The 20,332-nt window shown below is 48.2% G+C and carries 17 protein-coding genes and 7 tRNA genes; 2 read left to right on the plus strand and 22 right to left on the minus strand.

Annotation, left to right across the window (positions count from 1 at the left end; genetic code table 11):
• Positions 1 to 30 precede the first annotated feature (30 nt).
• From QMA04_RS13805 to QMA04_RS13825, 5 genes are all read right to left on the minus strand, one after another.
• A complete protein-coding gene (locus tag QMA04_RS13805; RefSeq protein ID WP_290186456.1) occupies positions 31 to 1,854 on the minus strand; it encodes an adenylate/guanylate cyclase domain-containing protein in 1,824 nt (607 codons plus the stop codon).
• An 11-nt stretch (positions 1,855 to 1,865) separates the two neighbouring features.
• A complete protein-coding gene (locus QMA04_RS13810) occupies positions 1,866 to 2,210 on the minus strand; it encodes a DUF3307 domain-containing protein (RefSeq protein ID WP_290186458.1) in 345 nt (114 codons plus the stop codon).
• A gap of 17 nt (positions 2,211 to 2,227) precedes the next feature.
• Complete coding sequence (locus tag QMA04_RS13815; protein ID WP_290186460.1) at positions 2,228 to 3,355, minus strand: HD-GYP domain-containing protein; 1,128 nt, start codon at positions 3,353 to 3,355, stop codon at positions 2,228 to 2,230.
• A 223-nt stretch (positions 3,356 to 3,578) separates the two neighbouring features.
• Positions 3,579 to 4,058: an SRPBCC family protein gene (locus QMA04_RS13820; RefSeq protein WP_290186462.1), complete on the minus strand. Its 480-nt coding sequence runs from the start codon at positions 4,056 to 4,058 to the stop codon at positions 3,579 to 3,581.
• Positions 4,059 to 4,131: 73 nt separating this feature from the next.
• Positions 4,132 to 5,550 (minus strand): purine-cytosine permease family protein, encoded by a 1,419-nt coding sequence (locus tag QMA04_RS13825; protein WP_290186464.1) that lies wholly within the window; start codon positions 5,548 to 5,550, stop codon positions 4,132 to 4,134.
• A 405-nt stretch (positions 5,551 to 5,955) separates the two neighbouring features.
• Between QMA04_RS13825 and QMA04_RS13830 the strand changes: the two genes are divergently transcribed.
• Positions 5,956 to 7,773 carry a putative bifunctional diguanylate cyclase/phosphodiesterase gene (locus tag QMA04_RS13830; RefSeq protein WP_290186466.1) on the plus strand — a complete coding sequence of 606 codons (1,818 nt, stop codon included), beginning with the start codon at positions 5,956 to 5,958 and terminating at the stop codon, positions 7,771 to 7,773.
• 54 nt (positions 7,774 to 7,827) lie between these two features.
• Here QMA04_RS13830 and QMA04_RS13835 read toward each other — a convergent pair whose 3' ends face one another.
• The 10 genes from QMA04_RS13835 to QMA04_RS13880 form a co-directional block, all read right to left on the minus strand.
• Positions 7,828 to 8,643, minus strand: coding sequence for an STAS domain-containing protein (locus QMA04_RS13835; RefSeq protein WP_290186468.1), 816 nt, complete (start codon positions 8,641 to 8,643; stop codon positions 7,828 to 7,830).
• A 217-nt stretch (positions 8,644 to 8,860) separates the two neighbouring features.
• Positions 8,861 to 10,663: a glutamine--fructose-6-phosphate transaminase (isomerizing) gene (gene glmS, locus QMA04_RS13840; protein ID WP_191715112.1), complete on the minus strand. Its 1,803-nt coding sequence runs from the start codon at positions 10,661 to 10,663 to the stop codon at positions 8,861 to 8,863.
• A gap of 464 nt (positions 10,664 to 11,127) precedes the next feature.
• Positions 11,128 to 12,477, minus strand: coding sequence for a phosphoglucosamine mutase (glmM, locus tag QMA04_RS13845; protein ID WP_191715111.1), 1,350 nt, complete (start codon positions 12,475 to 12,477; stop codon positions 11,128 to 11,130).
• Between the two features lie 79 nt (positions 12,478 to 12,556).
• The gene (locus QMA04_RS13850; protein WP_290186473.1) at positions 12,557 to 13,552 is read right to left on the minus strand and encodes a CdaR family protein; all 996 of its coding nucleotides are present in this window, start codon (positions 13,550 to 13,552) and stop codon (positions 12,557 to 12,559) included.
• The gene (gene cdaA, locus QMA04_RS13855) at positions 13,545 to 14,381 is read right to left on the minus strand and encodes a diadenylate cyclase CdaA (RefSeq protein WP_191715109.1); all 837 of its coding nucleotides are present in this window, start codon (positions 14,379 to 14,381) and stop codon (positions 13,545 to 13,547) included. The genes QMA04_RS13850 and cdaA overlap by 8 nt, the downstream gene beginning before the upstream one ends.
• Positions 14,382 to 14,482: 101 nt before the next feature.
• Positions 14,483 to 15,118, minus strand: a complete 636-nt coding sequence (locus QMA04_RS13860) for an anti-sigma factor family protein (protein WP_290186476.1) — start codon at positions 15,116 to 15,118, stop codon at positions 14,483 to 14,485.
• A gap of 12 nt (positions 15,119 to 15,130) precedes the next feature.
• A complete protein-coding gene (sigW, locus tag QMA04_RS13865; protein WP_191715107.1) occupies positions 15,131 to 15,694 on the minus strand; it encodes an RNA polymerase sigma factor SigW in 564 nt (187 codons plus the stop codon).
• A gap of 193 nt (positions 15,695 to 15,887) precedes the next feature.
• Positions 15,888 to 16,796 (minus strand): arginase, encoded by a 909-nt coding sequence (gene rocF, locus QMA04_RS13870; RefSeq protein ID WP_191715106.1) that lies wholly within the window; start codon positions 16,794 to 16,796, stop codon positions 15,888 to 15,890.
• Between the two features lie 70 nt (positions 16,797 to 16,866).
• The gene (locus QMA04_RS13875; RefSeq protein WP_191715105.1) at positions 16,867 to 17,430 is read right to left on the minus strand and encodes a GNAT family N-acetyltransferase; all 564 of its coding nucleotides are present in this window, start codon (positions 17,428 to 17,430) and stop codon (positions 16,867 to 16,869) included.
• A gap of 15 nt (positions 17,431 to 17,445) precedes the next feature.
• Positions 17,446 to 18,327, minus strand: a complete 882-nt coding sequence (locus QMA04_RS13880; protein ID WP_290186479.1) for a LysR family transcriptional regulator — start codon at positions 18,325 to 18,327, stop codon at positions 17,446 to 17,448.
• A 104-nt stretch (positions 18,328 to 18,431) separates the two neighbouring features.
• Between QMA04_RS13880 and QMA04_RS13885 the strand changes: the two genes are divergently transcribed.
• Positions 18,432 to 19,511 (plus strand): citrate synthase/methylcitrate synthase, encoded by a 1,080-nt coding sequence (locus QMA04_RS13885; protein WP_290186481.1) that lies wholly within the window; start codon positions 18,432 to 18,434, stop codon positions 19,509 to 19,511.
• A 70-nt stretch (positions 19,512 to 19,581) separates the two neighbouring features.
• Here QMA04_RS13885 and QMA04_RS13890 read toward each other — a convergent pair.
• The 7 genes from QMA04_RS13890 to QMA04_RS13920 all read right to left on the minus strand — a co-directional run bounded on the left by QMA04_RS13890 (position 19,582) and on the right by QMA04_RS13920 (position 20,241).
• Positions 19,582 to 19,654: transfer RNA gene (locus QMA04_RS13890), tRNA-Ala, on the minus strand.
• Positions 19,655 to 19,684: 30 nt separating this feature from the next.
• Positions 19,685 to 19,757 (minus strand) — tRNA-Lys (locus QMA04_RS13895).
• Positions 19,758 to 19,767: 10 nt separating this feature from the next.
• Positions 19,768 to 19,842: transfer RNA gene (locus QMA04_RS13900), tRNA-Gln, on the minus strand.
• 16 nt (positions 19,843 to 19,858) lie between these two features.
• Positions 19,859 to 19,942, minus strand: a tRNA-Tyr gene (locus QMA04_RS13905).
• A gap of 20 nt (positions 19,943 to 19,962) precedes the next feature.
• A tRNA-Val gene (locus QMA04_RS13910) sits at positions 19,963 to 20,038 on the minus strand.
• Positions 20,039 to 20,042: 4 nt separating this feature from the next.
• Positions 20,043 to 20,117: transfer RNA gene (locus QMA04_RS13915), tRNA-Glu, on the minus strand.
• A gap of 51 nt (positions 20,118 to 20,168) precedes the next feature.
• Positions 20,169 to 20,241, minus strand: a tRNA-Thr gene (locus QMA04_RS13920).
• Positions 20,242 to 20,332: the final 91 nt, after the last annotated feature.

A 20,332-nucleotide genomic window follows, 5' to 3' on the forward strand; every position in this document is an offset into this window, starting at 1 on the left:
TTTTAAATAACTCCAGCTATTGGCAACCAATCAACCCGCCTGCTCTTTAATCAACAATTCTTCTCTTAATCGAACTCTCACCAACTCCACCGCCCCGTCAATCCCTTTCAAGGCAGCCGAAAACTCCTCCAGCTCCACTTCAGCAGACGCAAGTAATTCCGCTGACATCGGCTGCGCCAATACTTCACGGCTGATGACGATGTCATTGCCTTCACCTTGCCCTTGAATACGCGCAGCAAGGTTGACGGTTCGGCCGAAATAATCGAGCCGGTCGTTGGAATTGACAGCGATGGCCGCTCCGCTGTACAAGCCGATGCGCAGCACTAGGTCTTCATTGGCGGTGTCATTGAACGCTGCCAGGTTTTTCTGAATCGCCAACGCTGCCTTCAACCCGTCTTCGGGTTTATTGAATATCGCCATGACCGCGTCGCCGATTGTTTTCACGACGCTGCCTGAATTTCGCACGATGTGCCCGGTCAAAAAATCAAAATGATTGCGTACCTGGCCGTAAGCGTTCGAGTCGCCCATCGTTTCATACAGCAAAGTTGAGCCTTTTAGATCCGTAAAGAGGATCGTCACATGGTCGATGCCGATTTTTTGGCCGGGCGACAGCACTTCAGAAGAAAACAGGTCCCTGAACTCCTGCATCGCCGTCACTTTGGCGGCTGTCACGGCTTGTTTGTTCCAATCGGCATGCTCCAAGGCGACGACAATATCCAGTGAACTTGAGTTTGTGATGGAGACTTCACCTGAAGCCGATACCGAATCCTGCGACCATCCCGCATCGGAATAATCCAGCGAACCCGTTTCCGCATTTTCATCTATAGTTACTCTGTCATTCGCTTGCAGCACCCGAAAACGCAGTGCATCTTTACCTTCCGGAATCACAAACCGCGCCGTTCTGCCTTGTTGAATGACCTGCTGCGCTTTAACATGCGGCGTGATCATCGGGCCTCCGATGCAATACACTTCGGCATAAGCCTGGCGGATGCTTGGATGAACCGAGAAGTTCAGCTCGACAAATTGATCGAAATTGGCATCATAATTGACGCCGCACAAGTCACAATGAAACTCCTGCTCCAGCTGTGACAGCGAACTGTGCTCGACTTTCGACACCCGGCAATTCGGACAGATGACGTTCCAGCTCAAGTTCAGCAAGCCCGCTTTTGTGGCATAGAGCAGTACGCGCAAGGTATCATCCAAATCGGCGTTCCACAGCTTTGCCAGTTGAATCGGTTCGATTTGCGCGACGTCGTGGTCGCCTTTCCCGGCTAAATACTGGTGAAGCCGTTCGACATAGCTGCCAGCGACAGGCGACTTGGCGAGAAGAGCCGACAGCCGATCGAGTTCCAGCAGATTGATTTTGACGGTTGCCGGTTTTTGCGGCGCTTCCAAAACGTTTTTTGCATCCGACGCCAAATAATCATCCAAATAGCGCATGATCTTTTTGATAGCCGGCAGGCCGGTCGCCCAAATGGCAGCGTAACCTAAAGGATTAAGCGGTACGAAATCAGCCGTCAACTTGACCCGCGTCCCTTTGTTGCCATTGTCGAACAGCTCCACTTTCAACGTGTAATGCTTGAGAGGCCCAGTGAGGTAACGGCGTTCAACGGTATAGCTGTCGTTTTCCTGCCACTGAAAGGGAAACTCCTGCCACGAAATTGGCACAAGCCCCAGCACTTTGGCATGGGCTTCCCGGTAAAACACTTCCGCGCCGTCTTGTTTTGCCGGGCTGAAGCTTACCGGAAACAAACCGATGTAGAGGTTCATGCGGTTATTGTCTGCGAGCAGCTGCCAAGCAGTTTGCCGGTCTACTGCATATTCTTTTTCAAGCACATAAGTTTTGGGCTTCATGGTCTTCACTCCTAAGAAATCGCTACGGCAAGAGCCAGCAAAATAATATGGAAAATCTGGTCAGCCATAATCGACAGCCAAACCTTCTCCGGCCCTTTAGCCATCTGGACCCGCTCCACCCAAAACAAGACAAAGGTTTTCCGGTCCAGAATGATATGGCCGATAAAAACGATGGCCACCGCCATAAAGGACAAGCCTCCTGAGAAATGGCCGAACAGCGCAATGACTGTCGTATAAATAGAGACATGTGTTAATAGGGGCAGCCATTTGCTGGCTTTGTGTTTCGCCATCCAGCCGGTCTGCAGCAGAAAATCGCCGATCAAATGGGCGATCAATAAGTAATCAAACTGGCTCATAGCCGACAGCCTCTTTCCTATTTCTCATAACGTTCCAATTTATAATCACAGTCGGCAAGAATCGCCGTAAAGGCATCTACGGCTTCGCTGTCGAACAGCGTGCCTCTGCAGCGGATCAGTTCTTCTGCACCCAAGCGGAAAGATAAGCCTTCACTATAGGAACGCGCCGTCGTCATAGCGTCGAAGGCATCGGCCACACCGACAATCCGCGCAAATAAGGGAATGTCATCTCCTGCCAAGCCATGCGGGTAACCGGTGCCGTCCAGCCGTTCATGATGGGACAGCGCTGTTTCCATGGCATGTGCCACCGCTTCTTTCGGCTCCATATTGGATAGGATGTCCGCTCCGATTACGGTATGCTGTTTAATTGCCTCATACTCTTCAGTCGTCAGCCGGTCGGGCTTCCGGAGGATGTCGTCTGCGATGCCAATCTTTCCGATGTCGTGAAGCAGCGCCGCTTTATACAATTCTTCGCACGTATGCGCATCGAACTCGAGCTTTTGAGCGATCCACAGCGAGTATTTTGCTACGCGCTCCGAATGTCCGGCGGTATACGGGTCACGCGCGTCCAGCACTTTCGCTAATGTGCGGATCATGCTCAGCAGCATGCGCTGCAGTTCGTCGTACATCTGGCTGTTGTGGAGTGCCAATGCAGATTGGTTGGCGAGTGCAACGGCGAGGCGGATGTCCTGTTCAGAGAAAAAGGCGATGTCTTTTTTATTCAGCAGCTGCAAAGCGCCAAGGACATTTCCTTTGACCGTTAATGGAACGGTGATCATTGACTTGGTCACGAATCCGCTTGAATGATCCACACGGTCTGTCCAGTCGGGATTGGATGCTACATGTTCGACCAGCTGGGCTTCACCCGTCCGGATTACTTTTCCCACAATGCCTTCATCCAGTTCCAGTTCGATGTTGAGGATGTCCGACGCAGACGGTCCGTAAGCCGCGGACGCCTTGATCTGTTGCCGTTTCTTGTCCAGCACCCACAAGGTCCCTGCTTCTGCTCCCACAACCTGTACCATCTGCAGCAGGATGTTTTCAAGCACTTCTTCCATTTCAATATTCGAGTTCAATTGCTTCGATGCTTCCAACAACGTAACCAGCTCTTGAACTTTAAATTCCAAATCCGTTATTTGGGTCATGGACTTCCTCCGATATGCTAAAGTGGGTTTGCCTTTTCCAGCGGTTCAACTTACTATAAACTCATTATCATTGTCACTCTTGCATTATTTTTTAACGTTTTTTTATTTCTTGTCGATCATATCCTTTTAAATACAATTATGCAATATTACCCATATTTTTATTACTTCATTTTGAATTCAAAAAAACCGCAATCTCTCCGGTTTCGGGAGATTGCGGTTTTTCCTATTCAGGTGTTTCCACCAGCTGCCTCAAATTCTCAAACATCAGGCTCCAGCCTTCTTGGCTTTGACTGCTATAGTCTTCGCCGGCTTTTTTAATGTCTTCTTCCGTCCAGCCTTCTTCATGCAGCACCGTGATTTCCTGGACGAACGCCATTTCACAACTGTCCTGCACCATGGAAATCCATACTGTAATGCGGTCTTCCAGGTCGTTGAACTGCGGCATCTTGAAAGAGAACATCAGCTTATGCGGCGGCTTCAGTTCGAGGTATTCGCCGACCGCCCGGTAATCGGTGCCTTCCCGGCGGTCGACGATTTCCCAGCTTCCGCCCGCGCGCAAGGAATTTTGGGTTACCTGGTTGGTGTCTTCTGTCGTAAACAGCCATTTCTTCATCAGTTGCGGATCCGTCCAAGCTTCGTATACGGCTTTGTCGCTGGCATTGAATCGGCGTGCCATAGATAACACCACAGTAGAAGTCGTCAACTCGATCATCCTTTCTGAATAGGAATAGACAACCATACGTTTTATTGCCACCAGTGTAACGCAGAATTTTTACTCAGGCAATATAATCTTCTTTCGGAATATCGTGCGCTTGTCGTTTCACGTAATAACGCCCTTTTGTAGCTACTGCCAGAGCGACAGTCAAAATCGATGCCAGGATCAGCGCGAAAAACGCAGCTGTGCTTTGCAGGAATGTGCCCATATAACCGAGCGCTGCGATGGTTCCAAGTGCAGTCGGCACCAGCAAGGACACGACGCCGACCGGGTTCCATTTATGCAGGTTCCGCTGCCTGGATTCGTAATAGCCCGGACCGATTTTCAGCCATTTCTTGACGACCAAAGCGTCCGTCACAAGAATCGATGCCCAACTCATCAGTGCTACCCCTTGGAATGTCATCGCGACATCCAAGTGATCGACGATGCCGCCAAGCATCAAGACGATTGCGATCACGCCTGCCACGACGACCCAGAAACGGCGACCCGGTGTAAAGCCGAACATGTTCTCAAAAAAGCTCGACAGGGACAGCGAGCTGCTGTAGATATTGGTGATGTTGATGCGGATTTGCGTCAGCATCGTAAACAGCACACCGCCAAGCCCAAGCAGGACGACGATATAGACACCCGGGTTGGATTCGCCAAGTGTCACACCGAACCAGATGCCGAGTCCGCCCATAACGCCAAAACAGAAAATCTGCGGAATAAAGCCGATGGCGACCGATCCGATTTTCAAATCTTTCGGTTTCAGGAAACGTGCGTAATCGGAAGCGATCAACGCAGTGAGTCCCATGATGCCGTGCTGCATCCCGATGCACAACAGCAACGCGGTTCCACCGATTTGCACGCCTTCAGGCATATAGGTCCAGAAATTTCCGTCAAATTTCGATGTGGTGTTGAAAGCTACATAAATTGCCGCAACCAGGAAAATCGCAAACACCGGCAATGACCATTTTTGTAATTTGTCCAATTGTTTAATGCCGAACCAGTTTAATGGAATGACCACTGAACCGAATCCGATAATTAGAAGCCACATGGGGACGGCGGGGAAATAAGCATGGACTGCAGCGACCAGGATCATGCCTTCAAAAGCGCAATACATAATAAAGTTCGATGCGTAGATTAAGGAGGTTAATGAGGCTCCGATGTAACCGAACCCTCCGCGGGATAATAAATTGACGTTCATACCGGACTTGGCCGATAGGTAAACGATAATGGTTCCGAGGATGCCTGCGACGAGGATCGCGTAGATGGCAGAAATGATGGCATTGGCGGCTCCAAATTGCAGCGCCATGACGCTTCCCATCTGGAAGTAGAAGATGGCGGTCGCGATGCCGAATGTGATGTTGGTGATGCTCAGCCAACCCATTTTGCGTTCTTCCCGCGGTACACGGTCAAACGTATAGTCGCCTGTTGATTCGTCTCCGTAGCTTTGTTTCTTTTTAACTAACTCTTGATCTGCAGTAATCTCAGATCTCATTTAATCAATTCCTTTCCTATTCAATTTTCATTGTCCTTTGGGAATGTGTCTAGGCTTGGCCTATTCCCGTTCGCGTACGTGGGTGGATATAAGGAAGTCGTTCTGAGGTTGGAAAAGGGGAAGCTTAAACTCGATTCACAAAAGACAAAAAAATAGCGGAATTTTATTCGCCCATACAAAACTGTTGGAAGAAATAAAATTACGTACTTCCTATTTTAACATAACATTTGAAAAATTAATGGCTTTCGGGCTTCAACTCGTTCCAAAGTTTTATTTTACTTACGTTTATTGGAAGTAATTCTTGTGCTATGATATGTAAACAATACAGATAGGCATTGCCATTTCTACGCAAGCCGTATGATTCCAGCCCAATCCATTTAAAGAAAAGAGAGTGATGTATACTCTATGGACATTATTTCAATCACAGATAAGCTTTCTCCTGTTTTTCTGCCGATTATTCTTTCCGTTTCCCTGTTGTTGGCGACCTTGCTTTTCTTCTGTTCACGGAAGCGCCAAAAGCTCCAGCTGAAAGCGAATTCCGCTGAATCGGAAAAGAAGTTCGAATCGATTTTCGAATCCACTACTGACGCCATTATCGTAGCGGACCACCAAGGCATTATTCTGCAGTGGAACTCAGGCGCCGAAGCGATATTCCATTACAGCAAAGACGAAGCGTTGGGTTCTAATTTAGAAATCATCATTCCCAAGCCTTTACGGGAGGCACACCGGAAAGGATTAAAGCGTTACCTGGACACTGCTGTCCCCCATGTAATCGGCACACGGGTTGAATTGATTGGCCGCCGCAAAGACGGCAGTGAGTTTCCGATTGAAATGTCTCTCGGAACCTGGAAAACAGATAAGTGTATATTTTTCAGCAGCATCATCCGCGACATCACCGAACGGAAAGATACGGAAGCCAAGATCAACACTCTCGTTTACCGGGATTCCTTGACCGGCTTGGCAAATCGCCGTCTTTTCATTGACCAAATACAAGCTGCTTTAGACCAGGCGGATGGAAATAAGCAAAGTTTCTCCCTCCTGTATATTGATTTGGACCATTTCAAAATAGTCAACGACACCTATGGCCATTCTGCTGGAGATCAATTATTGATTAAAACATCTGAGCGTTTCCAAAGCATCGCACGAAAAAATGACACCATTTCCCGTTTGGGTGGAGATGAATTCATCCTATTATTGCCGAATACCGATGGTGCAGAAGCAGCTGCTCATGCACAAGCGATCTTGGAGTTATTTGAAGAACCTTTCCATTTCCAGCAGGAAGAATTATTTATCACGCCATCCATCGGCATCAGCAGATTCCCTTCTGATGGCAACGACGTAGAGACGTTAATAAAAAATGCAGATATTGCATTATACTCAGCAAAAGATCATGGCAAAAATAATTTTCAATTTTTCTCAGAAGAAACCAATCAATTGGTTTCCAGAAAATCCAAACTGGCCATGGATTTGAAAAAAGGCTTGGAACGCGGTGAATTTTCTCTTCATTATCAGCCACAAATCGATTTAAAAACTGAAAAGACCGTGGGGCTGGAGGCTTTGCTTCGCTGGACACATCCCAAATGGGGGAACGTCTCGCCTGCTGAATTTATTCCCATCGCAGAAGAAACCGGCAGCATCATCCAGATTGGTGAATTTGTTCTGCGGCAGGCTTGCCTGCAAAACATGGCCTGGCAGAAGGCTGGATTGCCGCAGTTTCGGGTTGCTGTCAATATCTCTTCCCGCCAGTTCTCACAAAGCAACTTGACCGAAACCGTTCAGGCCGCCCTGTCGGAATCGGGACTCGCTCCCCAGTATCTGGAGCTCGAACTGACTGAAAGCATTATCCAAGACTCCCCCAGTGCTATCTCAACAATGGGGAAACTCAAGGCGATGGGCATTCATCTGTCCATTGATGATTTCGGCACCGGCTATTCATCGCTCCGCTATTTGAAGCTGTTTCCGATTGATACCCTTAAAATCGACCAGTGTTTCACCCGCAACCTCACTACGGATCCAAAAGACGCGGCACTTGTCGATACCATCATCCAAATGGCGCACAACCTGCAGCTGAATGTCATAGCTGAAGGTGTCGAATCTGCAGAACAACTGCAATTCCTAAAACAACAAGGCTGCAATCAGGCACAAGGATATTACTTTAACCCGCCGTTGCCGCCTGAAAAAATCAAAGAGTTTTATCAGCCCGCTGCAAAATCCATCCAATGAAAACAAAGGCGCATCCCACCGGATAAACGGGGGATGCGCCTTTGTCCAATTCAGTTATTTAACACTTTCCAGCGCCTGCTTGACTGTTGCATAGGCGTCCGTATCCAGCATATCGATTCCGCTGTGGACGATGGTCTGGACAAGGTCCGGACGCAATCCCGCAATGATGACATGGATCCCCATCAACTGCAGCGTACTGCCGATTTGCTGAAGTGATTGTGCAATTTGGTCATCGATGGTCAAGACTCCCGAAAAGTCCGTAATGACGTGTTGGACATTCTTCTCCGCGATTCTTGGAATGACATTGTCCATAATATGAGCAATCCGGTAGCTGTCCATCACACCGATCAGCGGCAACACCACTACATCTTCAAGAACCGGAACGATGGGCGCAGACAAATTAAGCAGTTCCATCTGGGTTTCCGCCTGATAGCGTTCAGAAAGCCGCTCAAAAGCATAGAAGGTTTCATTTAAACTAACATCCAAGATAGCATTGATGTCTCTGGTTGCCTTGGCATTTTCCACGACCGTCAATCCGAACTTCAGGCTAAGCCGCGTGAAGAGCTCTGAAAAGACCTGCCGTGTCGCCGGATAACGAACGACGATTTCCGAGATCTTGCCTCCCGAAGCCACCTGCATTTCGGCATTCTTTTTGCTCCACTCGATCAACGATTCTGGAACTTCAAAACGGTCTTCTCGAAGGAATTTACCAAAGAATCCAAGCAGCTCCACGTACATCTGGGTAGCCTGTTCTTTTTCCCACTCAGGAATGTCCAGCTTCATCTCCTGGACAACTGATTCAACCACTTCCGCTGATAACGTTTCAGCGTTTTCACTTATGTATTGGGAAAAATCATTAAACGACGACATCTATTTCACACCTTTTTCTTTATGTTGAATTAATTATACCATTTGGCAGGGTTTGGGTTAGAAAATACAAGCCTATTCTTTGTAAATTCTTTGTCCGTTTATATAAAGCAGTATATTGAAATCATATTGACTGCTCCAGCAGAAAAGAATTCCAAGCAAACAACAAAGCACCCCTCCAAATCTGAAGGGGTGCTGCATAGTTCATCTAAAACTTTATTTATTCAACTGTTACTGATTTCGCCAAGTTACGTGGCTTATCCACGTCGCAATCGCGGTGAAGCGCTGCGTAATAGCTGATCAATTGCATCGGGATAACCGATACAAGCGGTGACAGCAATTCGTTGACTTTCGGAAGAACCAGGCTGTCGCCTTCTTCCTGCAAGCCTTCCATTGAAATGATGCAAGTGTGTGCGCCGCGTGCCGCTACTTCTTTGACGTTTCCGCGGATGTTCAAGTTAACCGCTTCTTGTGTCGCAAGCGCGATAACCGGTGTGCCTTCTTCAATCAAAGCGATCGTTCCGTGCTTCAACTCGCCTCCGGCAAAGCCTTCAGCCTGGATGTATGAAATCTCTTTCAATTTCAATGAACCTTCAAGTCCAACGAAATAATCCATAACGCGTCCGATAAAGAAGCAATTGCGTGTTGTAGACAAGTAGTCTGCAGCAATCTGTTCCATTTCTTCTTTCGAATCCACTTGTGCCTGGATCGCATTCGCAACGATTCCCAGTTCCTGAACCAGGTCAAAGCCAATGTCGATGCCGCGTGCTTCTGCTGTTACTGCACCCAAAATAGACAATACTGCCAATTGTGCAGTGTAAGCTTTTGTTGAAGCTACTGCAATTTCAGGGCCTGCATACAACAATAAGGTATGGTCAGACTCGCGTGACAACGTAGATCCTGCAACGTTCGTGATTGTCAATGAAGCATGGCCCATCTCTTTGATTTTCACCAATACTTGGCGGCTGTCCGCTGTTTCCCCTGATTGGGAGATAAAGATGAACAATGGGTTTTCCGACAGCAATGGCATGTTATAGCCAAATTCACTTGAAACATGCACTTCAACCGGAATTCCCGCTAGTTTTTCGATGTATTCTTTGCCGATCAATCCTGCATGATAGCTTGTTCCAGCCGCAATGATGTGGATGCGGTCTGCAGCTTGCATCGCTTCCAGAATTTCCGGTTGGATGGTCAATTTGCCGTTTTCGTCCTGGTAAGCTTGAACAATTTTACGGACAACCGCTGGCTGCTCGTCGATTTCTTTCAGCATGTAATGCGGGTATGTCCCTTTTTCGATATCGCTCATGTCGATTTCAGCAGTGAAAGGCAGACGGCTTACAGTTTCGCCTTCCAACGTCAAAATTTCCACGCTGTCTTTGCGGACGATGACGATTTCCTTATCCATCAATTCAACAAACTGGTCAGTCAATTGAAGCATAGCCATTGCATCTGATGCGATGACGTTGAAATCTTCGCCAAGTCCAACTAGCAACGGGCTTTTGTTTTTCGCAACAAAAATCGTTTGCTCTTCTTCTGCATCCAATAACGCGATCGCGTATGAACCCTTCAGTAAGGTAAGAGCTTTGCTGAAAGCTTCCTGTGTTGTTTGGCCTTCTTCCACAAATTTACCGATCAGCTGAACGATGATTTCTGTATCCGTATCCGACTCCATTTCCACTCCTGCCAAGTAATCGCGTTGGATGTGGTGGTAGTTTTCAATTACGCCGTTATGGACGATCGTGAAACGGTCCGATGTATTCTGATGCGGGTGAGCATTGGCGCGGTTCGGCTTGCCGTGTGTTGCCCAGCGTGTATGGCCGATTCCTGTGGTGCCCATTACTTCTTCTTCCACAACGCCGCGCAAATCTGCAATGCGTCCTTTTTCTTTAAAGACCGTTACGCCGTTGCCGTTGCGGACAGCAATTCCTGCTGAATCGTAACCGCGGTATTCCAAGCGCTCCAAGCCTTTCAATAAAATTTCCTTTGAATCATTTTCTCCGATATATCCAACAATTCCACACATAGTCTAATTCCTCCGTTTTTCTAAAATCCAAATAGAGTGTTTGCTAAGTTTTCAAACACTTCTGCTTGAGCCCATCCACCTTGTTGTCCAATCGATCACTCGACTGTTTTAAGAATGGACATAACGACCGGGCTTCACGGCCGGAAGGTATCCGCCGAAATCTCGATACTCCTTCTCCTCGTCTACTAAAGATGACTGGTCCGTCCGATTTCTTCAGTACAGGCGCTGTAATTGTTTTCCTCGCACTACTCTCTTTCCCCCTTTTGGTGCGGTCGTAAACCGACTCTACCATCATACAGGCTCCACACAATCCCGTCAATAAAAGCAGATAGTTATTTAGGTCTAATTCAGTAGTTTTTTCCGTTAACTGGTTCTTCTTCCTTTTACTATTTTTAATGTTAGGCTATAAATAAAAGAAAGGCCGCAAGCAAGAATGCTTACGGCCTCTCTAGTATTTCATTCGATTAGTTTAAGCCCATTTCGCTGCGCACAACTTCTGCGATGCGTTCCACGTAGTTTTCACAGTCTTCTGCAGAAGCTGCTTCCACCATGACGCGCACCAATGGTTCTGTACCGGATGGACGCACCAGCACACGGCCATTGCCGGCCATCTCGCTTTCAACTTCGGCAATAACAGCTGCCACTTTGGCATTGTCTGTCACCGCATGTTTATCCGTCACTCGAATATTAACAAGTTTTTGCGGATAGATGGTCATTTCAGAAGCCAGCTCCGACAATTTCTTGCCGGTGATTTTCATGATATTGACAAGCTGAAGGCCCGTCAACAAGCCATCGCCTGTTGTGTTGTAATCAAGGAAAATGATGTGACCTGATTGTTCGCCGCCCAGGTTGTAATCATTGTTCTTCATTTCTTCCACTACGTAACGGTCACCGACAGCTGTCTTGTTGCTCTTCATGCCGTGAGTTTCCAAAGCTTTGTAGAAGCCCATGTTGCTCATGACCGTCGAAACTACAGTGCCTTTTTTCAAGCGGCCTTCTGAGTGAAGATGTTTGGCGCAAATATACATGATCTGATCGCCATCGACAATATTGCCTTTTTCGTCCACTGCAATCAAGCGGTCGCCATCGCCATCAAAAGCAAGCCCAATGTCTGCGCCTTTCGCAAGAACCAATTCCGCCAATTTCTCTGGATGTGTAGAACCGACGCCTGCGTTGATGTTCAAACCATTCGGTGAAGCTCCCATTGATGTAATGTCTGCATCCAGGTCCGCGAATACATGCGTTGCCAGTGTAGAAGTCGCTCCATGCGCACAATCAAGTGCCACGTGGATGCCGTCGAATTCTTCATCGACTGTCTGTTTCAAGTACTGAAGGTACTTCTGGCCGCCTTCGAAATAATCCGTAATGCTGCCAAGGTCGCCTCCAGTCGGACGCGGCAATAGATCTTCTTCGCTATCAAGCAATGCTTCAATTTCGGCTTCCTGTGCATCGGACAATTTAAAGCCGTCTGAGCCGAAGAATTTGATGCCGTTGTCTTCCACCGGGTTATGTGAAGCGGAAATCATGACACCCGCTTCAGCACTCATGACACGCGTCAAATACGAGACGCCTGGTGTACTGATGACGCCGAGGCGCATCACTTCAGCTCCTACAGAAAGAAGTCCGGCAGCAAGTGCGCCTTCCAGCATTTCACCTGAAATCCGTGTATCGCGGCCAATCAGCACTTTCGGCTTGTCTTTCGCACTTTTCGTTAAAATGTATCCGCCAATTCGTCCTAATTTAAAAGCCAATTCAGGTGTCAGCTCGCTATTGGCGACTCCCCGCACTCCATCTGTACCAAAATATTTTCCCATTCTACTTTTCGCTCCTTCAATCATGTAACTCTGATTTTTTAGTTAAGCTTTCGCTTTTTTTATTTTAAACTTTATGCTTTCAATTGCCGGAAGCTCCGGAAGCTCCGGAACCTTCCGGAAGCAATGCATCTTCATCGATCACGGTTTCCGCCTTCACCGAGACTTGCCCTGGCGAAACGCCGGAAGTTCCAGATGGAATCGCCAGTTCTACTTCTAATGTGGCATCTTCAGCCGTCACGTCTGCCGCATCGACTTCGATCACGTATTCGGCGATTTCATCCACCACCGTTTTCGGGCCAAAAATCCGGACTTCTTCGGTGGCTGTATTCCAATCGTTGATGGTGATGCCAGGACGGGCTTCCCCGGTAGGCTCGAGCCTCACAGGCACCAGTTTGCTGTATTCAATCACATCGACGTCCACTTCAACTTCCTGCGGTTCGATTTCGGCACTTTCCAGCTTCGTCAAATCTTCCGCCAAAACACGGACACGCGCGGCAGTCGTAAAGGATTCCTTCACTCCCTGTTCGCCCGAAACCGTCGCTTTCACGAAGCTGATGGCATCGATCATGCTTTTCGGACCTGTAACTGTCACCGTTTCCGGTTTAACAGACACATTTTCCAAGATAAAACCTTCCGCCAGCATCCGTTCATTCACTTCTGGATCGATGCGGAATTCCTGCGATACCCGCTCTTCAATCACGACATTGACGAACGCCGGATCAACCCGGATATTTAATTGTTCAGACAGGTTTTCCGTTTGGATTGGGACCTGATGCTCTCCCACCGGCAAGTTGCGCAAATCCACAAACAAGGTGAAGTCTTCTAATTGCCGGGCCGTCTGAACAATACTGACGGGGCCGTTCAAATGCAGGTCTGCTGTTTTCGGCACACCGCTGACCATCAGGCTATTATCATGGTATACCTCAAGTTCCACATCTTCAATCACTTCCGAAACGCGGCTGGTATCCGTCGTTCCCGTGTTACTGTCTTCCGCCTGTACCGAGAAGAATAATAGAAAGGCTAACAGCAGCGCCGTAATCCGTAAAAACCAGCGATTGTCCATCATCTTATCCATTCTTTTTCCCCCTCCAATTCCACCAGGCCGGAGCGACTTCCTGCTGTTCTGCACCAAACCAGATCCGGCGCAGCTTTACTTCGAAGTCTTCAAGTGACAAATTGCGGTGCAAATCGCCATTCGCTGTTAAACTGATGGCGCCTGTTTCTTCCGATACGACAATGGTGATCGCGTCGGTCACTTCACTGATGCCAAGAGCCGCACGGTGGCGGGTTCCCAGCTCTTTTGAAATGAACGGACTTTCAGACAACGGCAAGTAACAAGCCGCTGCAGCAATCCGGTTTTTTTGGACAATTACCGCTCCATCGTGCAGCGGTGTATTGGGAATGAACAAATTGATCATCAGTTCAGACGTGATATCCGAGTTCATCGGAATGCCCGTCTCGATGTATTCGCTCAAACCGGTCTCGCGCTCGATCGATATCAACGCCCCAATTCGCCGTTTCGCCATATAGCTGACGGATTTGGACATTGCTTCGATCAACCGGTTGCGTTCGGACTCCTCATTCAAGGTACTGCTGGAGAATAGCTTGCCGCGGCCGAGCTGTTCAAGTGCACGGCGCAGTTCCGGTTGGAAAATGATGATGATGGCCAGGAACCCCCATTCGAGGACCTGCTGCATAATCCAGCCGAGCGTTTCCAGGTTGAGTGCTTGTGTTACGAGGCGCGCAATGATAATGACAAAGATCCCTTTCAACAATTGAACGGCTTTCGTTCCTTTGATGACAGTGATCAATTTATAGATAACGAACCAAACTAATAAAATATCTATGATATTTCCTAGAAGTTCGAGTGGTGTTTGGTCTGTTAAATTTTCCAAAAAAGGCATCTGCAACCCTCGCTTTTCTACATCTGCATATGCATTCAGTATATCATAAGTGAATTGGGCTTGCCTTCATAGAAAAAACCCATCCTTTAGGAGGATGGGTTCTACTCTTCTGTTTGGGTGCCGTCTGCATCAAAAATAGCGGCTGCATCCTTGAAGCCGTTTTTGATGGTATACCAAAGCCATTCGAAAGCTTTATCGATTTCCTCGATTTCACCGGTAATGACACCACTTGAAGCCATGTACTGGCCGTTCACGATGGTGACGTTCCCTTCAAGTTCGCCTTCCACACGCAAATCGCCATTGCGCACAGTCAGGTCGCCGACTACTTTCTCGCCTTCAGGGACGACCACCGTCTGTCCTTCAACCACCAGATTCGGCTGCTTGGTAAAAGCAAACTGCTGGTCGTCGTTGAAGTTCGTGAACAGCGCGGCACTCATGAGCACACAGAACAATGCGGCAGCTGCCAGCATCGGATGTCTTCTGAACCAACGCTGGACACCCGCCCGCTGTTTTTCTTTCGGCAGCCGCGCCATTGTCTTTTGGACAAAGTCGGCTGGTGCTTGTATATGTGATGCACTTTGGACAAATGCAATGGTTTTGCTTAATTCCTGGTACAGCTTTCTGCAGTCGCTGCAACTCTCCAGGTGTTCTCTCAGTTGTCGTTCATCGTTTTGACTGATGTCCCCATCCAGGTAATCGTCCATTAGATGAAGCACATTTTCCGGACACGCATTCATCGTGCTCGCCTCCTACAAATTGCTCAATTGCTTGCGAAGAGCTTCTCTTCCTCGGTGTATACGCGTCTTTACCGTACCCAACGGCAAATCAAGGATTTCACTGATTTCCGCCAGCGGCAATTCTTCAATATACTTTAATACAATAGCGGCACGGTACTTATCTGGCAAGCGACTTATCTCGTACTGTACCCGCTCCTGTACTTCCATCCGCATTAATTCTTCTTCCGGAAGCTCGTCATCATTGGCAATTTTCGAATACATGTTCAAGCCTTCCGTCCCGCGCACTTCAGCATCCAAATGGTAATCCGGCTTTTTCTTGCGGATCCGGTCGATGCACAGATTGGTGGCGATGCGGTACAGCCATGTCGAAAATTTCCGATTCTGGTCAAACGTGTGGATATTTACATAAGCCCGCATAAAAGCTTCCTGCGCAATATCTTCCGCTTCCTGCTTGTTGCCAAGCATCCGGTAGCAGATCTGATACAGCTGGTTTTGGTAAAGCTCCACGATTTCGGCGAATGCGTTCTGATCGCCTTTTAATACTTTAGCTATTCGTTTATTGACTAACGCATCCATGATCTCATTTCCCTCCGCCTATGCGGCTGTACTTTATATACGTCCGTTGTCTCTAAAGGTTTCAATTATTTTTTCCTTATTCTATCGTATCAGACAATACCCAAATAAATCCAACCAATTTTGTGACGTTTTTGATAAGTGAAAAGTTTCCTGTTTAACGGCATAAAAAAAACAGGCTTTCGCCTGTCTTGGATTACAGTAATTTTTCACCGAATAAAGAGCCGATCAATGCGACAGCTACATCAGCTGTGCGGTTTTTCTCATCCAGAATCGGATTGACTTCCACAAATTCAGCAGAAGTGATGATATCTGCATCAAACAGCATTTCCATCGCCAAATGGCTTTCACGGTAACTGATGCCCCCCGGAACCGGTGTCCCGACGCCTGGTGTGTACATCGGGTCGATGCCATCCAGATCCAGCGACAAATGGACTGCGTCCGTTTTGCGCTCTTCCTTCAAATAACGGATGGAATCTTCGATAACCGCATTCATGCCCATTTTATCGATTTCGTGCATGCTGTAAACACGGATGCCATGCTCTTTAATCAATTGGCGCTCACCGGGATCCACTGAACGGGCTCCGATGATGACGATGTTTTCAGGTTTTACTTTTGGTGAATAGCCACGGATGTTCGTCAGCTTTTCGTGGCCATGCCCAAAGCTTGCAGCAAGCGGCATGCCGTGGATGTTGCCGGATGGCGACGTTTCGCTGGTGTTCATGTCTGCATGTGCATCGTACCAGATGACGCCCAGGTTTTCGTGGCGCTCCGAAATTCCGGAAAGCGTGCCGATGGCAATGCTGTGGTCGCCGCCCAGCACCAACGGGAAATTGCCCGCTTCTGCCACTTCAAATACTTTATCTCCAAGCGCTTCAGTCGCTTCAGTGATCACTTTCAAGTTGCGTAAATTTGTTGATGTATCAACGCTGCCGTCTGCCAGGCCGATTTGGATGTCCCCTTCATCCGTTACATGATGGCCCAATTCTTCAATGCGTTCTACGACACCCGCATAACGGATAGCGCTTGGTCCCATGTCGACACCACGGCGATTTTGACCGTGGTCCATTGGAACGCCGATAATAGATATATTTAATTTATTCATTATTTTATACCCCCTTAGCAAGATAGATTCATTGTAACCGCTAAGGTCTCATTGGCTCAACCGTACAAAATCAGGTATATTTATTCACTTTTTTTGCTAAGTCTTTTTTAACTTTTGGCCATTCTTTATCGATAATTGAATAAACCACGGCATTTCTTGGCTTGCCGGTTGAACGGATGCGTTCATTGCGCATGACACCTTCTTTTACAGCGCCGATGCGTTCAATCGCTTTCTGCGACCGGATATTTTCGGCATCCGTTTTGAATTGCACACGGATCATGCCGCGTTCTTCAAAGCAATAACTGAGCAATGCCCGTTTGACTGCTGTATTGACATGCGTCCGCTGCGCCGATTGTGCATAAAAAGTGGCACCGATTTCACAGCTTTTATGGGTTTCATCAATTGCATATATGCGTGTGGTGCCGATGATTTCATCCGTCAGTGGATTTTCCACCGCAAATATCAGCACATTTGACTGGTTCAATCCGGCTTCCAGCCACGTCACCATGTCTTCAAAAACCTCGACTTTATTGAGCATATATTCGAAGATCTTCGGCGTATACAAAGCCCATAGTGCTTCAAAATCTTCTCTTTTCAACAACCGCAAACGAATGCCATCCGATTCTATAATCATGCCGATTTCCCCCTATTAAATAAAATACACTGATTGGATCCGTTGCAGAAAATCCTGCTCAAGCTCTCGCATTTTTTTTGTTAAAAAGTAAGTCGATGCTACCGGCAATGGGAACAAGTCAAAATGGGCTTCCATTAGTCGTCCTTCCACCAGTTCCCGCCGGACCATCGATTTCGGCAAAAAGGAAACACCCAACCCTTCCTGAATAAAACGTTTGGCAATGTGAGCCTGTGTCACTTTCATTGTCCGGAGGCCCGGGACATGAAGCCTCAGCTGCTCCAATAGCTCTTCCCAAAACAACGGATGATGGTGAGAAAACAGCACCGTGGTCCGAAGCGCCTTCTCGACGGAAATTGCCGGCCCTGTCTCATCGTCATAAGCGTCCCGCGGCAGGATGAACAACAACGGATCGTCATAAACCACATGCTGAGCGATACTGCGCCCGTGAGGCGGCAAAGCAGAGATGCCTGCGGATACTTCTCCCTCTTCCACCAAAGCTTCAATCTGTTCGGATTCCTCCACGCGGATCACCAATTCCACTTGGGGATGCTCAGCTGTGAATGACTTCAGCACATAAGGCAAAATCGTTTCCGCCATCAAAGGGGAAATGGCCAAAATCCACTTTTTTCGATAGCCCTGCGCAAATGAATGAAGTTCTTCGACACTGTCGTCCAGCTGTTCCAGCACTTTGCTGGCCCGTTCTTTAAAATGCCGGCCTTCTTCGGTCAATGACACCCGGTTATTGCTGCGTATAAAGAGAAGCAGCCCCAAGCTTTCCTCTAATAAACGGATGTGGACCGTGACACTGGGCTGTGACATCATCAGCCGCTCCGATGTCATTCTGAAATTCAATGTTTCGGATGCGTCCATGAAGGTTCTCAACCACTGGACTTCCATGACATTCCCCATTTCAATTAATAATTTTAATTATTCTAATTATATATCTTTAATTTTTTTTATCAATCCACGGGGGTAAACTAAAAGAAAAGGAGGAATTTCTTATGTTCCAAAAAGGGTTGAAAGGAATTGTAGCGGTTCAGACAGCTATTGCTTCTGTAGATGGAGATAAAGGAGAGTTGCGGTATCGCGGCCAACTGGTGGATGAAGTGATTAAAAATCGCTCGTTTGAAGAAACTGCCTATTATCTATGGTACGGGGAATGGCCGGATGCCGAATCGCTGAAACAGCTGCAGCAGCAAATGATTGGCTACCGGAAACTGCCTGCACATATCATCGCGATTGCCCAGGCATTGCCAAAAGAAACACCTTTGATGGACGCCATGCGCACCTTGGTTTCGGCCTATACGCATGCGGCTTTCACCGCTTTGCCTTCCCGGGAACAAGCTGTTGCGCTGACTGCTGCCTTGCCGGTCATGACTGCTTGTTTTTACCGATTTCAAAATGGACAGGACCCTGCAGCACCGCGTGACGACTTGGGGCATACCGCCAATTACTTGTGGATGATCAACGGCCAAGAGCCGACCAGTGCCCAAACCGAAGCCTTGGAAACATACTTGAAGCTGACCATGGAGCACGGCATGAATGCCTCGACATTTGCAGCACGCGTCACCATCTCCACTGAATCCGATCTTGTCTCTGCAGTCACTTCGGCACTCGGTGCTATGAAAGGCCCACTTCACGGCGGTGCACCATCCGGCGTAATCGATCTGCTGGATGAAATAGAAACCGAAGACCGCATCGATGCCGTCATCGCAGACAAACTCGACCGCGGCGAGAAAATCATGGGCTTTGGCCACCGGGTTTACCGGACCGAAGATCCCCGTTCCGTGATCCTCCGGAAAAAATGCCAGGAACTGCAAGGCGAAGACGCCTGGCTGGATTTAGCCGTTGCGGCTGAAACCCGCATCATTGAACAATTGAACCAACGCAAACCAGGACGCGCCCTCTACACCAATGTGGAATTTTACGCAGCCGCCATCATGCGGTCGATTGCCATGCCGACGCAGCTGTTCACTCCGACATTCAGCGTTGCCCGCATTGTCGGCTGGACCGCACATGCCTTGGAACAGCAGCAGGACAACGTCATTTTCCGCCCACAATCCGAATACGTCGGAAAATAAAAAAAACCCGTATCCAAGTTAATGGATACGGGTTTTTTACACATGGATAGTACAAATACACATGGAACAATGGAGCCTAGGGGGCTCGAACCCCTGACCTCGTCACTGCCAGCGACGCGCTCTCCCAGCTGAGCTAAGGCCCCGCGCTGAACAGGCGCAAGGAAAATAAAAAATGAGCCATGAAGGATTCGAACCTTCGACCCTCTGATTAAAAGTCAGATGCTCTACCAGCTGAGCTAATGGCTCATAGTAAAAATGGCTGGGGTACCTGGATTCGAACCAGGGCATGACGGGATCAAAACCCGTTGCCTTACCGCTTGGCTATACCCCAATAACTAAAAGAAAACTGGTGGTGGGGGGCAGATTCGAACTGCCGAACCCGAAGGAGCGGATTTACAGTCCGCCGCGTTTAGCCACTTCGCTACCCCACCGTATGCTGTTTCGAAAAAAATGGTGGAGGATGACGGGATCGAACCGCCGACCCTCTGCTTGTAAGGCAGATGCTCTCCCAGCTGAGCTAATCCTCCAAAATGGTGACCCCTACGGGATTCGAACCCGTGTTACCGCCGTGAAAGGGCGGTGTCTTAACCGCTTGACCAAGGGGCCTTAATTAAAAACTGTTTAACTTTCTGCAAAGAAACTCTTAAAAAGAACAAAAGCTTCCAACCGGATTCGAACCGGTGACCTCTTCCTTACCATGGAAGCACTCTACCTACTGAGCTATGGAAGCAAGGCAAAAGAATCATTCAGGTACAAAAAGTAAACATAGAATAGCCCAGCGACGTCCTACTCTCACAGGGGGAGACCCCCAACTACCATCG

It is taken from the genome of Planococcus sp. APC 3900 (genome assembly GCF_030407735.1).
Lineage (GTDB): Bacteria > Bacillota > Bacilli > Bacillales_A > Planococcaceae > Planococcus > Planococcus notacanthi.